The following is a 17,207-nucleotide window of genomic DNA, read 5'->3' on the forward strand; positions in this document are numbered from 1 at the left end:
TTTTTGATTAGAAAGAGGACGCCGTTCCGCCGGCACGCCCCAATAAAAAATAAAAATAAACAATAAAAAATAACGTGAAGGTTACCGAACATATCCAAAACGCCCAAGGCAAATCGCTTTTTTCGTTCGAGATTTTGCCGCCTGTGAAAGGCCAGAACATCCAATCGATTTTTGACGGTATCGATCCGCTGATGGAGTTCGATCCGCCGTTTATTGACGTGACGTACCATCGTGAGGAGATCGAGCTCAAGGAGTTGCCGAATGGTTTGCTCGAGAAGAAGATCGTGAAGAAACGGCCGGGAACGGTAGGGATTTGCGCGGCCATCCAGAACAAATACCAGGTGGATGCGATTCCGCATATTTTGTGCGGCGGGTTTACGAAGGAAGATACCGAGAACTTTTTGATCGACATCGACTTTTTGGGCATCCAGAACGTGGTGGCGTTGCGCGGCGATGCGATCAAGAGCGAGATTTATTTCAAGCCCGAGCGGGAAGGGCACCACTATGCGACCGAACTGGTGTCGCAGATTTCGAACCTGAACAACGGGATTTACCTCGATGCCGATCTGCAAAACACAAGCAAAACCGACTTTTGCATAGGCGTGGCGGGCTACCCCGAGAAGCACATGGAAGCGCCCAGCATTGACAGCGACATTTACTTTTTGAAACAAAAAATCAAGAACGGCGCCGACTACATCATCACGCAGATGTTTTACGACAACCAAAAGTATTTTGACTATGTGGCCAAGGTGCGCGCGGCGGGCATCACCGTGCCGATCATTCCGGGACTCAAGCCGATTGCGACCAAAAAACAATTGAACCTGATCCCGCACCGCTTTAAGGTTGATTTGCCCGACGATTTGATCATGGCGGTAGTGAAAGCCAAGGACAACGATGCGGTCAAGCAAATCGGGATCGAGTGGTGCATCGCGCAAAGCAAGGAATTGGTAAAAGCGGGAACGCCGGTGTTGCACTATTATTCGATGGGCAAGGCCGAGAACATCAAGGCGATCGCGCAGGCGGTGTTTTAAGGTTTATTTGTTTAATCGGTGAATCGTTTAATTGATTAACCGATCGTACCATTGAAGCTCCGATTAAACGATTAAACAGTTAAACGATTGAACTAAAAACGATATATTTGCCGCATTCGGAATTATGAAAACACTCCTAAGCGGCTTATTTTTATTGCTCTCCTACGGATTGTTGGCGCAAGATACCGCCGAGTACGAAACCGTGGACGTGTCTTTTTTGCGCGGCAACGTCGTGCTGCATTCACCCGAACTTGCGCACCTGATCACCGGGCATCCCGAGGGCGTCATGGTGAGTTTCTCCAAAAAGACCAACGGCAACCAGGAATGGGAAGCCATCTACAATTACCCCGACTATGGTGGCTACTTTTTGTACCAGGATTTGAAAAACCAACAACTGGGCGAATGTTACACCATAGGCGCGCACTACAATTTTTACTTCCTCAAACGGCATTTGATGGTCAAGATCGCGCAAGGCGTGGCGCTGACGACCCATCCGTACGACAAAGTAAGCAACAGCAAGAACACCGCGTTTGGCTCGAAATTCATGGCCAACACCAATTTTTTGATCGATTACAAAAAGGAAAACCTGGTGGGCAATTTTGGCGTGCAGGCCGGATTGGCGTTTACGCATTACTCGATGGGCCGCGTCAAATCGCCCAACAGCGGGCTCAACACCATTGGGCTCAACGTGGGCGTCAACTACAATTTTCGCGAGGTGCAGTACCGCAAAGTCGATACGACGCTGGCCAACGTTCGTTTTACCGAACCGGTACGGTTCAACGCCGTGTTTCGTGGCGGCGTCAACGAAAGCCCCGTCATTGGCAGCGGGCAAAAACCGTTTTATCATTTAAGTGCCTACGCCGACAAACGCATCGGACGCAAAAGCGCCTTGCAGTTGGGCATCGAAGGATTTGCGACGACCTCGAACAAGGAATACATCAAATACCGCGCGATTGCCTTCCCCAACGAACCCATGGATGCCGATACCGATTACAAACGCGTAGGTGTTTTTGTCGGACACGAATTGTTCATCAACCGGTTGTCTATCGAGGTTCAGGTGGGTTACTACGCCTACGATCCGGCAAAACTCGACGTGTCTTTTTACGACCGCGTCGGGCTCAAATATTACATCACTAAAAAAATCTTTGGCGCGCTTTCGGTCAAGACGCACGGCTTTTTGGCCGAGGCGTTGGAGCTGGGCGTCGGGGTGCGTTTGTAACATGAAAAAGATAGTCGCTTTATGGTTGGTTTTGGTTTTGGCGGGCTGCGAAAAACCTGGCGATTGCATCAAATCGGCGGGTGCTACCACGGTCAAGACTTACGATGGTTTTTCGTTCCATACGGTTTTGGTCAACCGCGGCATCGCACTCGTGATTGCGCAAGGCGACGTCTACAAAGTCGAGGTGCAGGCGGGCGAAAATCTCGTGAACGACATTACGGTCAAAGTCGAGAACGGCGTGCTCACGCTCGAGGACCAAACCACATGCAATTGGGTGCGTGACTATGGGCAAACGGTGGTGTACATCACCGCGCCCAATTTGACCGACATTTACGCCAAGACCGAATTGCCGATCGTGTCACGCGGGACGTTGACTTTTCCCGATTTGCACATCGTTTCGATGGATTCGTACGACAGCTACAACGGTACGGGTACGGGCGATTTCTATTTGAACATCGACAACCAAAACCTCATGATCGAGAACAACACTGTGTCGCGGTTTTATTTGTCGGGGCACACCAACAACCTGCAGCTCTCGGTGTATGAGTCGGGCGGTATTTTTTACGGACAGGAGTTGATGGCCGAACAGGTTGTGTTGTACCACCGCGGGTCGAACGATTTGTACGTGCATCCCGTCCAATCTATTTCGGGCAATATTTTCAACATCGGCAACGTGTTCTCAGTGAGGCGGCCGCCGCTGATTGACGTGACCGAGCATTACCAGGGGCGGTTGTTCGTGCTCGAATAGTGCAAAAATGACGTGCGAGGCCTAGCTGTTTTTTTTGGTCACTTCGCGGAACACCGCTTCGAGGTTTTTGTTGCGCAAGTTGAGTTGCAATGTCTTGAGCCCGTTGGCTTGCGCGAAATCAAAAACGGCCGGACGGCAATCGGTATCCGATTCGAAAGTGAGTTCCCACATCATGTCGTGCGTGTTTTTCCACGCGGTGATGTTCGGGATTTGCGCCAGCAGCTGCTCTTCGACGCGCAAATCGAATTCGACTTCAATCACTTGTTCCTGGCCTTTGACGATGTGTTCGATCTTTTCGTCCTTGACGATTTGGCCGTGGTTAATGATGATTACGCGGTCGCAAATCGCCTCGACTTCCTGCATGATGTGCGTAGAGAGGAACACCGTTTTGTTTTTGCCCGCGTTCTTAATGACATTCCTGATTTCGACCAATTGGTTCGGGTCGAGCCCCGTAGTAGGTTCGTCCAAAATCAAAACATCGGGATTGTGCAGCAGCGCATTGGCGAGCCCAACGCGTTGGCGGTAACCTTTTGAAAGTTGCCCTATTTTCTTGTGACTTTCGGGTGTGAGACCCGTGAGCGCGATCACTTCGTCGATGCGGGATTTACCCACGCCGTACACATCGGCATTGAACGCAAGGTACTCGCGCACATACAAATCCAGGTACAGCGGATTGTGTTCGGGCAAGTAGCCAATCGCGCGTTGTACGGCTTTCGGGTTGTGGTTTACGTCGTGTCCGTTCACGGTGGCCGATCCTTCGTCGGGCGAGAGATAGGTCGTCAGGATTTTCATCAACGTCGACTTGCCCGCGCCGTTGGGCCCGAGGAAACCTACAATTTCGCCTTTTTCGATCGAAAATGAAACCGCATCGAGCGCCTTTTGCGCGCCGTAACTTTTAGAAATACCGCTGACCGTGATAGACATATGGGAGATTTTTCGCAAATGTAATCAAAAGAGTTGGATTGCTTTGGCCGCCGCCGATTTTGACAAAATTTTAATGCAATTCGCGTTAAACTGTCGATAACTATGTTTACAAACCCAATTTTGCAGCCATTCAAGGTGTCGAAAAAAGTTGAAATTTTATGCTAATAAATGAAACAACTAAAATCAAACACCATGAAAAAAACACTGATCATCGCAGCACTGGCTTTCTTTGGGATGGCCAACGCACAAAAGGGAACCATCCTCGTAGGCGGGAACGTCTATTACAACACCGGAAAGAACTCAGTGGGTCCAAACGAAAACAAGAGCAATTACTTTGAGTTTGCGCCTATGGTTGGCTATCAGTTTACTGACAAATGGACTGCAGGCATCGTGGGAGGTATCGCCAGTCAAAAGAATGAAAACACTAGCAATTTGAACCCGGCTTCGAACACCGAGCAAAAGCAGAACGATTTTAAAATTGGCGCGTTTGGCAGGTACACCATTCCTTTGGGTGAAACGTTCGCTGCGTTTGCACAACTCGAGGCGGGCTACCAAGGCAGAAAAGACGAAGATACATCGTTCAACGGCTTTTTTTCGACCACGACAACCAGCAAGGCAAGCGGGTTTTTCGTGGGCATCACCCCCGCACTGTTCATCAACATGAACAAAGGCTTTGGATTGAACTTCGGTATTGGCGGTATCGGATACGAGACGCTCAACTACGACAACAACGGTGGCGATTTCAGCCAGTTCAACATCTCATTCGGGCAGTCGTTCAACATCGGGATTTCTAAAAACTTCTAAGAACCTGCAAACGCAATCCACAGAAAGGCATCCAAAATCGGATGCTTTTTTGTTAAAAAAACGCCATCGTTTGTCGACCCGAAATAAATTTTCCTATTTTAGCCAAACAAAATAAAAGCATGTTCAATAACAACGCATATTACTACAATTCATTTTACTTCTTTAGCCAGAAGCGGGATTGTCGTGGTGTTATTTGAAAAATTATTAATTCAATATCCTATACAATCCCGATGCAAATCGGGATTTTTTTTTGTCCAAACCGATGCAAAAAGTAGCCATACAAGGAATTCTAGGTTCGTTCCATCACCAGGTCGCCATCGATTATTTTGGTGCCGGCGTTGCCGTCGATGAATGTTTGTCGTTCGAAGCGCTTGTCGACAGCCTGCTCACGGGGCATTCAACGCGCGCCGTCATGGCGATTGAAAATTCGATTGCGGGTTCGATCATCCCGAATTATGCGCTCATCGATCGGCACGAATTGCAAATCACAGGCGAGCATTATCTGAACATTCACCAAAATTTGATGGCGCTGCCGAATCAAAAAATAGCCGATTTGACCGAGGTTCATTCGCATCCGATGGCGCTGCTGCAATGCATGGCATTTCTCAAAAAACACCCGCACCTCAAATTGGTCGAAGACAAAGACACCGCCGAAACCGCGCGCCGCATCCGCGAAAAAGGAACCACCGGAATCGCCGCGATCGCGAGCAAAGCCGCCGCGCAATTGTACGATCTGGAAATCCTCGCGTCCGAAATCCAAACCATCAGCAACAACATGACGCGGTTTGTGGTGCTCGAAAAGCAATCGGTTGTCGATAAGAAGTTCGACAAAGCATCGCTCAAATTCGAACTCAAACATGAACGCGGCAGTTTGGCCGCCGTGCTCAATGTGATGGCCGATTGCGGGCTCAACCTCACCAAGATCCAATCGTTGCCCAAGATCGAAACGCCGTGGAAATACGTTTTTTTTGTCGATGTGACTTTCGACGATTATTCGAATTACGAACGCGCACAATCGCAAATTACCCAAATGGCCGAACATTTCAAGGTGCTCGGCGAATATAACAACGAACAGCCATGATCACAGCCAAACGCCTCTCGCAGGTCGGGGAATACTATTTTTCGGCCAAATTAAAGGAAGTCCGACAACTTGCCGCTTCGGGAAAATCGGTCATCAACATGGGCATCGGCAGCCCCGATTTACCGCCGTCGTCGTCCGTAATTGATGCGATGGTATCGGCCTTGTCGCAGCCCGGCGCGCACCAATACCAAAGTTATCAAGGCTTGCCCGAATTGCGCCGTGCGATGCAGTCGTTTTACCATGAACATTTTAATGTGGCGCTCGATGCCGATGCCGAAATCCTGCCGCTGATGGGTTCCAAGGAAGGCATCGTGCACATTTCGCTCGCGTTTTTGAACGAAGGCGACCAGGTGCTGATTCCAAATCCGGGTTATCCAACGTATGTTTCGGCGACACATCTTGCGGGTGGCGAACCGGTTTTTTACGATTTGGAGCAAGCCAACGATTGGCAACCCGATTTCGATGCGCTCGAGAAGTCCGATCTGTCCAAAGTCAAATTGATGTGGGTCAATTACCCACACATGCCGACGGGTGCGACGGGCAGTTTAGCGTTGTTTGAAAAACTAGTCGATTTTGCCAAACGCAACGAGATTTTGATCGTCAACGACAATCCGTACAGCTTTATTTTGAATGACAATCCGATTTCGATTTTGCAGGTCGATGGCGCTAAAGAAGTCGCACTCGAACTCAACTCGCTCTCGAAAACGTTCAACATACCGGGTTGGCGCGTAGGGATGGTGCTCGGCAATCCGCAGTTGCTCGACGCGATTTTAAAGGTCAAAAGCAACATGGACAGCGGGATGTTTTATGCGCTCCAAAAAGGTGCGGCCGCCGCGCTGCAAAGCGATGCCGATTGGTTTGAAAGCCAAAACACAATCTACGGCCAACGCCGCGATTTGATTTTTGAATTGGCGACTGCCCTCGGTTGCACGTTCGACCGCAATGCCGTCGGGTTGTTCGTTTGGGCCAAATTGCAAAAAAACGTCGCGTCGGCAGAAAGTTTTATTGACGATATTTTGTACAACCAACACGTGTTTATCACGCCCGGAACAGTTTTCGGCAGCCAAGGCGAAGGCTACATCCGTTTTTCGCTTTGCGTGCCCGAAGACCAAATCAAGCAAGCCATCGAACGCATCAAAAACAGACAACCATGAAAATAGCCATCATCGGAACCGGACTCATCGGCGGATCGCTCGCGCTCGATTTGCAATCGGTGTTTGCGCAAGCCACGGTTTTGGGCATCGATCAAAACGACGCGCATTTGGACGAGGCTTTATCACTGGGCATCATCCACCAAAAAGCGACGTTTGAAGATTTGCCCGAAGTCGATTTGGTTATTGTCGCAATTCCCGTCGACGCCGCGCTGCAAGTGGTTCCGAAAATCCTCGACCTGATTCCAGACCACGCGCTGGTCATCGAAACCGGCTCGACCAAAAAACCCATTTGCGAACTGGTCGAAAAACACCCCAAACGCCGCAATTTCATGGCCACGCACCCGATTGCAGGAACCGAATTTTCAGGCCCATCGGCAGCGATCAAAGGACTGTTCGCAGGAAAAACAAACATCATTTGCGAAGTCGAAATGACTACCTTTAGGCTCCAGGAAAAAGCGCTGTTCATCTTCAAGGAAATCGGGATGCGCATCCGCTACATGGAGCCCAAATCGCACGACAAACACATTGCGTACGTCTCGCACCTGTCGCACATTTCGTCGTTCATGCTCGGCAAAACCGTCATCGAAAAAGAAAAGCACGAAAGGGATATCTTTGACATGGCGGGCAGCGGGTTCGAAAGTACGGTGCGATTGGCCAAAAGTTCGCCCGAAATGTGGACGCCGATTTTCAAACAAAACCGCAAGCACGTCGCCAAAAGCCTCGACGAATACATCGCCAATTTGCAGCAGTTCAAAGCACTTTTGGAGGGTGAGGATTACGACGCGATTTTCGAGGAAATGCACGGCGTCAACAGGATTAAGGAAATATTGAACGGGATGGGGAAGAAGTTTTAATTTTGGGCGTTCGTCGGCTCGCACAAAGCTGATCGCATTGTGCTCGCCGCCACCGCGTCTTTCGCTCTATCTTTTACGGCCTCCGCTGCGCTGCGGCCGCAAAAGGATGCCGCTTCAACCGCTAACGCAGCCCATCCAGACAACAACATTTATCAAAAAAAGAAAAACATCATGCAAAACCATAAACAACTCAGAAACTGGCTCGATGAATTCAAACTCGAACACCCCATCGTCATCGCGGGCCCTTGCAGCGCCGAAACCGAAGAACAGGTTTTGGACATTGCGCACCAACTCAAAAATTCAGACGTCAGCATCTACCGTGCGGGCATCTGGAAACCACGAACGCGTCCCGGCGGATTCGAAGGCGTGGGTGCCATCGGGCTCAAATGGCTGCAAAAGGCCAAGTCCGAATCCGGACTGCTCATGGCCGTTGAAGTGGCCACGGCGGCGCACGTCAAACTCGCGCTCGAACACGACATCGATGTGTTGTGGATTGGTGCACGCACGACCGTCAACCCGTTTGCCGTACAGGAAATCGCCGATGCATTGCAGGATACCGATAAGATTGTGTTGGTCAAGAATCCCGTCAACCCCGATCTGGCGTTGTGGCTCGGCGGCGTCGAACGGTTGTACAAAGCAGGAATCAAAAAACTGGGCGTCATCCACCGCGGGTTTTCGACGTACGAAAAAACCAAATACCGCAACATCCCCGAATGGCAAATCGCAATCGAGTTGCAAAGCCGTTTCCCCGATTTGCCGCTCATTTGCGATCCGTCGCACATCACGGGCAAGCGCGACATGATCCAGGAAATTGCGCAACAGGCGCTCGATTTGAACTATGATGGGCTCATGATCGAGACGCACAACAACCCCGACGAAGCGTGGAGCGACGCGGCGCAACAAGTCACACCTGAAAGGCTCAAACAAATCCTTGACGACTTGCGCATCCGCCAACTCACGACCGAGGCCGACAGTTTCAATACCGAGATGAACAAGCTACGCGCGCAAATCGACATCGACGACAGCAAACTACTCGAGGTGTTGGGTCATCGCATGAAGATCGCCGAACAAATCGGGGCGCTCAAAAAAGCCAACAACATTGCGGTGTTGCAAAACAAACGCTGGAACGAAGTGCTCGAGAAAATGATCGCCGAGGGTGGCCAAAAAGGGCTCACGGAAGAATTTATCCTGCGCATCTTTAAGGCCATCCACGAGGAAAGCATAAGCCATCAGGTGAAAGTCATCAACGGATAAAGCTATTTTTTTTCGGTTTCGGCGACTTCCTTGGCGCGGTCTGAGGTGGCCATGTCGCGAATGCAGTAGTATTTGCCGTCACGTTTGACAAACAGCGCCACAAAGTTGCCTGAAAACAACAACGTACTCGACGAGTCAGAAATCTTGTAGCTGCCGAGCTCTACCACCTGTTCGCCATCGGACGAAGGGAATACTTCGTTGGTGACATAGGTGACTTTGGTGATGCCCGGCGGCCTGCGCGCTACTTCGTCTTTCATGTCTTTGTGGATGGCGGCGCGGCCCACGGCAGGCATACGGTCGTAAGGATAGCTCGTTGCGTCTTCGGCATAATACGTCATGCCGTCTATTTCGCCCAAGCTTTGTGCCGTGGCAAATTGGTTTTCGATGGCTTGGATTTCGTTCTTGATTTGGGTGACATCTATGGGTTCGTCGCCCGCCATCGCTCCTTTTTTGTTACAGGAAAACAGCACCACCGCCAAGCAACACCAAGCGGAAAGGATTGTAATTTTACTTTTCATAATCTAAGTTTTTCAGTTTTTCTGTATTAAATGTAAGATAAATTGTTGATATCCAGTAATAATTTTGAAACTTTATTGCCATGCGGAAATCGTTTTCGTATAAAGACGATTTGTTGGCAGGCCATGGCGTTGTGGTCACAATTCCGCGTTATGGGTATGGCGGTTTGTCCGAAAAAGTTAATTTTGCACCATGACCGGAACCGTTTACAAATCGACAGGGAGTTGGTACACCGTGAAAACCGCGGATGGTACTGCGTTTGAATGTCGCATCAAAGGCAAGTTCCGCATCAAAGGCATCAAGAGCACCAACCCGATTGCCGTGGGCGACCACGTCGATTTCGAACTGGAACATGCAACCGATACGGCCACGGGGCTCATCCACCACATCCACGACCGCAAAAACTACATTGTGCGCAAGTCGGTCAATTTGTCGAAACAAATCCACATTATCGCGGCCAACATAGACCAGGTATTTTTACTCATTACCATCGACAATCCGCCCACGACCACCAGTTTCATCGACCGTTTTTTGGTGACGTCCGAGGCCTATGGTATCGAGGCGATCCTGGTGTTCAACAAAATCGACACGCTGGCCGATGCCACGCTCGACGAACAGCTGTTCCTGCAGCATACCTATGAAGAAATAGGGTACCAATGCCTGCGCGTTTCGGCCGCCGAGGGCAAAGGCGTCCTGCCGCTCAAAGAACTCATGGTGGGCAAGGTGAGCATGTTTTCGGGACATTCGGGCGTGGGCAAGTCTACCTTGGTCAATGCGCTCGAACCTGGGCTCGATTTGAAAACGTCGGTTATTTCGCAACAAAGCAAGCAGGGCCAGCACACGACCACTTTTGCCGAGATGTACGATTTGTCGTTCAATGCAAAAATCATCGACACGCCGGGCATCAAAGGATTCGGGATCGTCGACATGGAAAAAGAAGAAATCGGCGGCTATTTCCCCGAGTTTTTCAGGTTGCAGGACCAATGCAAGTTCAACAACTGCCTGCACAAAGACGAGCCGCACTGCGCGATCAAGGACGCGCTCGACCACGACGAGATCGCCTGGTCGCGTTACCACAGCTACCTGCAAATCCTCGAGGGCGACGAAGAACACTACCGCACCAACACCTACAACGAAGACCGGATCGCAAGTGACAAAACCCGCGAATCTTAATGTTTGATCGATGAAAGCAGTAATCCAAAGGGTTTCGCAAGCCTCGGTTACGATCGATGGCGTCAAGGTGGCCGACATCGGCTGGGGGTTGCTGTTGTTGGTTGGTATCGAAGACGCCGATACTGCCGAAGACATCGATTGGTTGGCGCAAAAAATCGTCAACCTGCGGATCTTTAACGATGACGCTGGTGTGATGAACCGATCGGTACACGAAATAAACGGCGAAATCATTGCGGTAAGCCAATTCACGTTGCACGCCGCGACCAAGAAGGGCAACCGCCCGTCGTACATCAAGGCGGCCAAACCAGAGGTGGCCATTCCGCTGTACGAAACATTTGTCGCGCGACTCGAAGCGGCATTCGGCAAAAAAATCCAGACCGGTCAATTTGGTGCAGACATGAAAGTTGCGCTGTGCAACGACGGCCCCGTCACGATTTTGATCGACACCAAAAATAAATACTGAGAAAGTTAAATATTTCTAAAAAAAATCTATATTTGGAGAAATTCGGTCTCCAATGAAATCTTTGTTTTGGGTGTTTTTTTGCCTGCTGGCGCTGCCGGTATGCGGGCAAAAAGCAGATTACAGTATTTTGTCGTTACCAGACAGTTTGAAGCAGAACGCCAATGCGGTGGTGCGGCTTGAAAGATTGGATGTCGATATTGCATCTCAACGTAGTATGACCGTGAAGCAAAGAAGAGTAGTGACCGTTTTTAACGAACATGGTTTTTCTTCGGTTGAGGCAATAGAGAGCTATGATAAGCGAACCACAATCAAAAATATCGAGGCGACCGTTTTTGATGCTTTTGGGAAGGAATTGAAAAGGTTCAAACGAAAAGACTTCAGGGACCAGACTGCAGCGGATGGCAGTACATTTGTCTCCGATGGTAGAATTCTGTATTTGGAATACACGCCCACGGAGTATCCCATTACGATTGTCTATGACTGCGAAATAAGCTCTTCCAATACCGCATTTTTGCCCGAATGGCAACCGGTCAAGCATTATTATTTGGGAATCGAGAAAAGTGTATTGTCGGTAACTTTCCCGAGCGATCTCGGGTTCAAGAAAAAAGAACTGCATTTTTCGAGGTTTCCGATAGTACGAGGAGCAGCGTCCGCGACACATATTTCCTATGAAGTTTCGAACATTGTGCCCTATAAGTATGAGGAACTCAGCCCAGCGGCTTCAGATTTTTTCCCGAGGCTAATGATGGGATTAGATTACTTTCAACTTGAAGGCGTTGACGGAAATGCAAAGAGTTGGAAGGAATTTGGGAAATGGTTTTCTGAAAAAATTTTATCGGGAACCGACGAGATACCAGATGAGACCAAATTAAAGATTCGACAATTGGTGGGCGACGAGAAAGATCCTATCAAAAAAGCACGTATCGTATATGATTTTGTGCAGCAAAAATCGCGGTATGTAAGTATTCAAGAGGGAATTGGGGGTTGGAGGCCGATGCTTGCCAAAGATGTCGACAGACTAGGCTACGGCGACTGCAAGGCGTTGAGCAATTACACAAAGGCGCTACTAGAAGCTGTAGACGTCCCAGCGTATTATACCCGTATTTTTGGTTCGCCAAAAGGGATGAATAGGGTAGATCCCGATTTTGTCGGAATGCAATTCAACCACGTGATACTTGCCATTCCCGACGGTTCAAACTACCGTTGGATGGAGTGTACGAGTCAGTCCGATCCGTTTGATTTTCAGGCAGGTTTTACAGACGACCGTTACGCATTGGTACTCAAACCAGACGGAGGCGAAATGATCAAGACCAAATTCTATGATGACAAGGGAAACAGTCAGTTCAGTAAAGGCCATTATGGCATTTCTGAGAACGGATTGATGGCGGGGCAAATACGTATCGTTTCTGAAGGGGCTCAGTATTCAAAATACCACATAGCGGAACGGCCCGCAAACGAAAAAGAAGCCCACTACAAAGAATACTGGAGCAACATCGGCAACCTCAAGATTGTTCAATCGGCTTTTGCCAACGACAAGCAAAAAGTGGCGTTTACCGAAACGCTCGATTTGCAGGCCGAGAACTACGGGAGCTTGTCGGGCGGGCGCATGATGTTTGCCGTCAACGCATTCAACCAGACCGGCTCGGTCAAACGCATCAGGAACCGGAAGTTTCCGTTCGAAATGGCGCGCGGTAGCTACGATGTCGATGAGATTTCGGTCGAATTGCCTGAGGGGTTTGCCATCGAGGCGCTTCCGCAGGATTTCAAGTTGTCGGGCAAATACGGGGACTACGAGACCCAATTGGTGCAATCCGATGAGCGGCATTTGGTGTACAAACGCACGTTGTTGATCAAAAAAGGACTTTATCCGAGCAACGAATACGAAGATTTCAGACAATTCATGGACCAGGTTTCGCGGAACGACAACGCCAAGATTGTACTCATTAAAAAACCATAAAATGATGGACAAAAGATTAGTGATCAGCTTGGTTGTAGTTTTATTCGTGTTGAATAGTTACAGCCAAAAATTCGATTTGGGCAAAGTGAGTTTGGCCGAACTGCAGGAAAAAGAACACCCGAAAGACCCGTCGGCGGCGGCAGCCATTTTGTTCGAAAAAGGCACAGTCAGGATCAACTATGACCAAACCGATGGTTTTACAATGAACACCGAAGTCAAGGTACGCGTCAAGATTTACAAGAAGGAAGGTTATGATTGGGCCACCAAAAGCCTGACCTATTACCTGCCGTCGGCGCAGCGCGAAACGGTAAGGTTCGACGACGCGGTGACTTACAATTTGGTGAACGGCGAAATCATCAAGACCAAACTCAAAAGCGACGGCGAGTTTGACGAACAGGTCAACCGGTATTGGGGCCAGCGCAAGATTACGATGCCGGCCGTCAAGGAAGGGTCGGTGATCGAGTATTCCTACAACATCAAATCGCAGCGATTCGACCAGATTCGCGAGTGGAATTTTCAAAGGGAAATCCCCGTCAATTATTCAGAATACAGGACATTTGTTCCGGAGTATTTTTTTTACAATCCGATCCACAAGGGATTTATTTCGCCAAAGTTAACCCAGGGCGAAACGACACGAACTGTTGTATTTACAGGTAAGTCGTCACCAATGACCAACCATGTCATCCAAACCAGGTTCACGCAAGATCAAATTACCTATTCCGAAAAGCAAGCCACTTACCAGGCGCAAGATCTTCCCGCGATGAAAGCTGAGCGTTTCGTGAATAACATTGACAATTACACGGCAAGTGTTCGGTTCGAGCTGTCCATGATCAGGTTCCCGCAGTCGCCTGCAAAGACTTTTTCGACAGACTGGGCGAGCTTGACCAAAACCATTTACGACTACGATGATTTTGGTCCGGAGCTGGCCAAGACTGGTTATTTCGAAAAAGAGATTGACCAGGTATTGAGTACAGAAAGTGCCCAAAATGCTCGTTTGGCGGCCGTATTCAACTACGTTAAGAACCACATGACCTGGAACAAATACTATGGTTATGGCTGTAACGATGGGGTCAAAAAGGCGTTCAAAGACAAAACAGGGAACATGGGCGAAATCAACCTGATGCTCACGGCCATGTTGCGCTACGCGGGTTTCAATGCCAATCCGGTACTCATCAGTACGCGCGCGAACGGCATTGCGATGTTCCCGAATACGACGGCTTTCAACGCCGTGATCGCGGCCGTGGAAACCGACAAAGGTATGGTGTTGCTCGACGCGACCGAGAAGTATTCGATCCCGAACACGCTGCCGTTGCGCGATTTGAATTGGTTCGGGCGGTTGATCCGCAAGGACGGCACCTCGACGCAAATCGATTTGATGGAGAGCAGCCCTTCGCGCGAAGTGAGCTTTTTGCTCTATTCGATAAAACCCGACGGCGCCATCGAAGGCAAGGTGCGCAACCAATTGAGCGAACACCATGCGCTCGATTTCAGGGAGCGTTATGTCGGACAGAATACAGATGCTTATCTGGAATCGATCGAAGGGCGGACCAATATGGAAATCAACGATTACGAGCGTGAGAACGAACTCGATTTGGGCAAACCGCTCGTCGAGAAGTATTCGTTCAAAGATGCCAAGGCCACCGAAGTCATCAATGGGAAATTGTATGTGTCGCCGCTGTTGTTTTTGGCCGATACCGAGAACCCGTTCAAACAGGAAAAACGCGAATACCCGGTAGATTTCGGATACCCGACGCAAAGCAAGTATTCGGTTACCATCGAAATTCCTGAAGGATATGCCGTCGAGTCGATGCCCAAGCCGCTTGTGTTGTCTACGGGTGACGACGTTGGGATGTTCAAGTACAACATCGGGCAAACCGGCAACAAGATCCAGGTAAACGTGACCACCGACATCAATACCGCCATTGTTCCGGCCGACTACTACGAGACCATCAAGGCATTTTACCAAAAGATGGTTGAACAGCAGGCCGAGAAAATCGTGTTGGTGAAAGCCTAAATTCAAACAAACCGCTGATGGGAAAAAACATTTGGTTGCTGTTGTTGTTAGGCCTTTCGGGCTTTGCACAAAAGAAAGACTGGGGCAAAGTCACCGTCGCCGATTTGCAGGAGAAGTCTTGTTCGATCGATACGTCGGCGGCCGCGGCGGTGTTGTACAACGGCGCCAAAACCACGTTCAAGTACGACCGCGTCAAAGGCTTCACGGCCGTGCACGAATACCAGATGCGCATTAAAATCTACAAACCCGAGGGGCTCAAGTGGGCCAATTTCGAAGTGCCGTATTATGTGGGTTACGAAAACATTTCAGACGACTGGCTCAAGTTTTCGGACGGCGTGACCTACAACCTCGAAAATGGCCAAATCGTCAAGACCAAGCTTACCGGACAAGGGACTTTCAAGAAAGACATGAACGAATATTGGAACATGGGATCGATCACGATGCCCAATGTCAAGGCGGGTTCGGTGATTGAGTTCAAGTATACGCTCAAGTCGGCCGATTTGGGTGAGTTCCCGGTGTTCCATTTTCAGTACCCGATTCCGGTCAAATACACGCAATACATCACCGAGATTCCCGAGTTTTACATTTACAAGCCCGTCATCCTTGGGTACGATTACGTCAAATCCGATGGCAAAATCGAACGCGGCCATTTTACGTTCGACAACAAATACAACCAAATGGTCTCGGTCGATTTCCAGTCGGTCAACAGCGTGTACACGGGTGAAAACCTGCCCGCGTTAAAGGAAGAGGGCTACCTGGACAACATCGCCAACTACCGATCGTCTGTACAGCATGAGCTCGACCGAATCCGTTGGCCCGAAGAACCCGAGAAGCAAATTTCGACCACTTGGGAAGGTGTGGCCAAAACCATCTACAAGGACAAGCGTTTTGGTCCCGAACTCGAGCAGCGTCAGTTTTTTGAACAAGACGTACCCGCCCTGGCCAAGAGTTCGGCACCCATGCAAGAGCGCGTTACGGCCGTACTCGAACACGTCAAGCGCACCATGACGTGGGACAACAAATACGGCTACAATACCAAAAAAGGTGTCAGACAGGCCTACAAAGACAAGGTGGGCAATGTCGCCGAGGTCAATTTCATTTTGATTTCGATGCTCAATTATTCGGGACTGCCAGCCTATCCGGTGCTCGTGAGTACGGTCGATAATGGCGTGCCCGCGTTCCCGAACCTGCGTGTGTTCAACTATGTGGTGGTCGGGGTAGAAATCGACGGCAAGATGACGCTACTCGATGCGACCGACAAGTATGCCGCGGTGGGGATTTTGCCACAACGCGCGTGCAATTGGAACGGCAGGTTGATCCGTCGCGACGGGTCTTCGCAAGAAATCAACATGATGCCATCGCTTATTTCGCGGCAAAATATCAATTTGATGGGGCAAATCGATGCGACGGGCAAGGTGTCGGGCAAGGTACGTGCGAACCTCACCGATTTTGAGGCGCACGACTTCAGGACTTCTTTCGCAGGACAAAACCCAGAACAATACCAAGAGCGGCTCGAAGAACGTTTGGGCGCCGATGTTTCGGAATACGGCTGCGAGAACAAAACCGATTGCACCAAACCCATCACCGAAACCTATTCGTTTGTATCCAGCGAACTGGTCGAGCAAATTGGCGGGAAAATGTATGTCAATCCGATGGTTTTCCTGGCCGAAAGCAAGAATCCGTTTGTGATGGACCAGCGCATCCTGCCCGTATTTTTTGGTCATCCGAAGCAGATGCGTTACAACATCAACCTGCAAGTTCCCGACGGATACGCGGTAGAATCGGTACCGCAATCGGTCAGTATCACCACAGGCGAGAACGTCTGCAATTTTAACTTCAATCTGGTACACAAGGACAACCGTATCCAGCTCAACGTGACCCACGAAACCAATTCGGCGTTTGTTTCGGCCGGATTTTATCCAGCGCTCAAGGAATTTTACCGCAAGATGATCGAAAAGCAGCAGGAAAAAATCGTCCTGAAAAAAATCTGACCCAAAACCGCTATTTTTGTAGGA

15 protein-coding genes are annotated in these 17,207 nt (G+C 49.6%); 13 read left to right on the plus strand and 2 right to left on the minus strand.

Translation table 11 applies throughout. The features are described from left to right. Nucleotides 1-74 precede the first annotated feature (74 nt). The 3 genes from metF to BLP55_RS13845 all read left to right on the plus strand — a co-directional run bounded on the left by metF (nt 75) and on the right by BLP55_RS13845 (nt 2,998). Nucleotides 75-1,031, plus strand: a complete 957-nt coding sequence (gene metF, locus BLP55_RS13835) for a methylenetetrahydrofolate reductase [NAD(P)H] (RefSeq protein ID WP_091145656.1) — start codon at nt 75-77, stop codon at nt 1,029-1,031. 124 nt (nt 1,032-1,155) lie between these two features. Continuing rightward, a complete protein-coding gene (locus tag BLP55_RS13840) occupies nt 1,156-2,250 on the plus strand; it encodes an acyloxyacyl hydrolase (protein WP_091145659.1) in 1,095 nt (364 codons plus the stop codon). Between the two features lies 1 nt (nt 2,251). After that, nucleotides 2,252-2,998, plus strand: coding sequence for a head GIN domain-containing protein (locus BLP55_RS13845; RefSeq protein ID WP_091145663.1), 747 nt, complete (start codon nt 2,252-2,254; stop codon nt 2,996-2,998). 21 nt (nt 2,999-3,019) lie between these two features. Here the strand turns inward: BLP55_RS13845 and gldA are convergent, their stop codons facing one another. Continuing rightward, nucleotides 3,020-3,922, minus strand: coding sequence for a gliding motility-associated ABC transporter ATP-binding subunit GldA (gene gldA / locus BLP55_RS13850; protein ID WP_091145665.1), 903 nt, complete (start codon nt 3,920-3,922; stop codon nt 3,020-3,022). Nucleotides 3,923-4,114: 192 nt separating this feature from the next. Between gldA and BLP55_RS13855 the strand changes: the two genes are divergently transcribed. The 5 genes from BLP55_RS13855 (at nt 4,115) to BLP55_RS13875 (ending at nt 9,069) form a co-directional block, all read left to right on the plus strand. Continuing rightward, nucleotides 4,115-4,726, plus strand: a complete 612-nt coding sequence (locus BLP55_RS13855) for an outer membrane beta-barrel protein (RefSeq protein ID WP_091145670.1) — start codon at nt 4,115-4,117, stop codon at nt 4,724-4,726. Nucleotides 4,727-4,988: 262 nt separating this feature from the next. Further along, nucleotides 4,989-5,807 carry a prephenate dehydratase gene (locus BLP55_RS13860; RefSeq protein WP_091145674.1) on the plus strand — a complete coding sequence of 273 codons (819 nt, stop codon included), beginning with the start codon at nt 4,989-4,991 and terminating at the stop codon, nt 5,805-5,807. Then, nucleotides 5,804-6,961 (plus strand): pyridoxal phosphate-dependent aminotransferase, encoded by a 1,158-nt coding sequence (locus BLP55_RS13865; protein WP_091145677.1) that lies wholly within the window; start codon nt 5,804-5,806, stop codon nt 6,959-6,961. Before BLP55_RS13860 ends, BLP55_RS13865 begins: the two co-directional genes overlap by 4 nt. Continuing rightward, nucleotides 6,958-7,815 (plus strand): prephenate dehydrogenase, encoded by an 858-nt coding sequence (locus BLP55_RS13870; RefSeq protein WP_091145680.1) that lies wholly within the window; start codon nt 6,958-6,960, stop codon nt 7,813-7,815. Before BLP55_RS13865 ends, BLP55_RS13870 begins: the two co-directional genes overlap by 4 nt. 171 nt (nt 7,816-7,986) lie before the next feature. After that, a complete protein-coding gene (locus BLP55_RS13875) occupies nt 7,987-9,069 on the plus strand; it encodes a bifunctional 3-deoxy-7-phosphoheptulonate synthase/chorismate mutase type II (protein WP_091145791.1) in 1,083 nt (360 codons plus the stop codon). Between the two features lie 2 nt (nt 9,070-9,071). Here the strand turns inward: BLP55_RS13875 and BLP55_RS13880 are convergent, their stop codons facing one another. Further along, nucleotides 9,072-9,587, minus strand: a complete 516-nt coding sequence (locus tag BLP55_RS13880) for a YybH family protein (protein WP_139149679.1) — start codon at nt 9,585-9,587, stop codon at nt 9,072-9,074. A 190-nt stretch (nt 9,588-9,777) separates the two neighbouring features. Here BLP55_RS13880 and rsgA point away from each other — a divergent pair, with 190 nt between their 5' ends. Genes rsgA through BLP55_RS13905 form a run of 5 tightly spaced genes read left to right on the plus strand, consistent with a single transcriptional unit; the run spans nt 9,778 to nt 17,183 of the window. After that, nucleotides 9,778-10,758, plus strand: a complete 981-nt coding sequence (gene rsgA, locus BLP55_RS13885; RefSeq protein ID WP_091145687.1) for a ribosome small subunit-dependent GTPase A — start codon at nt 9,778-9,780, stop codon at nt 10,756-10,758. A gap of 10 nt (nt 10,759-10,768) precedes the next feature. After that, nucleotides 10,769-11,221 carry a D-aminoacyl-tRNA deacylase gene (gene dtd, locus BLP55_RS13890; RefSeq protein WP_091145690.1) on the plus strand — a complete coding sequence of 151 codons (453 nt, stop codon included), beginning with the start codon at nt 10,769-10,771 and terminating at the stop codon, nt 11,219-11,221. Between the two features lie 52 nt (nt 11,222-11,273). After that, the gene (locus BLP55_RS13895) at nt 11,274-13,178 is read left to right on the plus strand and encodes a DUF3857 domain-containing protein (RefSeq protein WP_091145694.1); all 1,905 of its coding nucleotides are present in this window, start codon (nt 11,274-11,276) and stop codon (nt 13,176-13,178) included. A gap of 4 nt (nt 13,179-13,182) precedes the next feature. Then, nucleotides 13,183-15,192 (plus strand): DUF3857 domain-containing protein, encoded by a 2,010-nt coding sequence (locus tag BLP55_RS13900; RefSeq protein WP_317040311.1) that lies wholly within the window; start codon nt 13,183-13,185, stop codon nt 15,190-15,192. Between the two features lie 17 nt (nt 15,193-15,209). After that, nucleotides 15,210-17,183, plus strand: a complete 1,974-nt coding sequence (locus tag BLP55_RS13905) for a DUF3857 domain-containing protein (RefSeq protein ID WP_091145702.1) — start codon at nt 15,210-15,212, stop codon at nt 17,181-17,183. Nucleotides 17,184-17,207: the final 24 nt, after the last annotated feature.

It is taken from the genome of Flavobacterium caeni (genome assembly GCF_900101895.1).
GTDB classification, from domain to species: Bacteria; Bacteroidota; Bacteroidia; order Flavobacteriales; family Flavobacteriaceae; genus Flavobacterium; species Flavobacterium caeni.